The 439-nt window shown below is 63.8% G+C and carries 1 protein-coding gene; it reads left to right on the top strand.

Features of this window, described 5'->3' with window-relative positions; all coding sequences use genetic code 11:
• Positions 1 to 419: DUF4360 domain-containing protein (locus tag B0F77_RS46420; protein ID WP_086669367.1), on the top strand; the 419-nt coding region annotated here is incomplete at its 5' end.
• Between the last annotated feature and the right edge of the window lie 20 nt (positions 420 to 439).

The raw sequence follows: 439 nt of genomic DNA on the forward strand, positions 1-439 counted from the left end.
TCACCGTGACCTACAGCGACTTCCTGGTGCAGGGCAACGGGAGTGAGGCCAAGAAGAGCTGCACGATCGCACTGCGGCTCAACCACGCGGCCGGGTACACGTACGGCATCGCGGCGACGGACTATCGCGGGTTCGCGCATCTGGCGGACAAGACCAAGGGCGTTGTGCGCAACGACTACCACTTCCCGGGGTTTCCTACGCGGCACAGCATGCGCACGTATCAGGGGCCGATGAGTGACAACTGGCAGGTCACGGACACGCCGGACGGGGTTGCGCACGGGCCGTGCAAGGAGCGGAAGCCGTTGACGATCGAGACCGAGCTGAAGGTCACCGGCAAGGGCGGCGACAGCTTCATGACCATGGACTCGACCGACTCCAGCGTGAGCACCACGTTCCGGCTGTCGTGGAAGAAGTGCTAAAGCACCTGGCCGAAAGTGGT

It is taken from the genome of Lentzea kentuckyensis (assembly GCF_002150765.1).
GTDB classification, from domain to species: Bacteria; Actinomycetota; Actinomycetes; order Mycobacteriales; family Pseudonocardiaceae; genus Lentzea; species Lentzea kentuckyensis.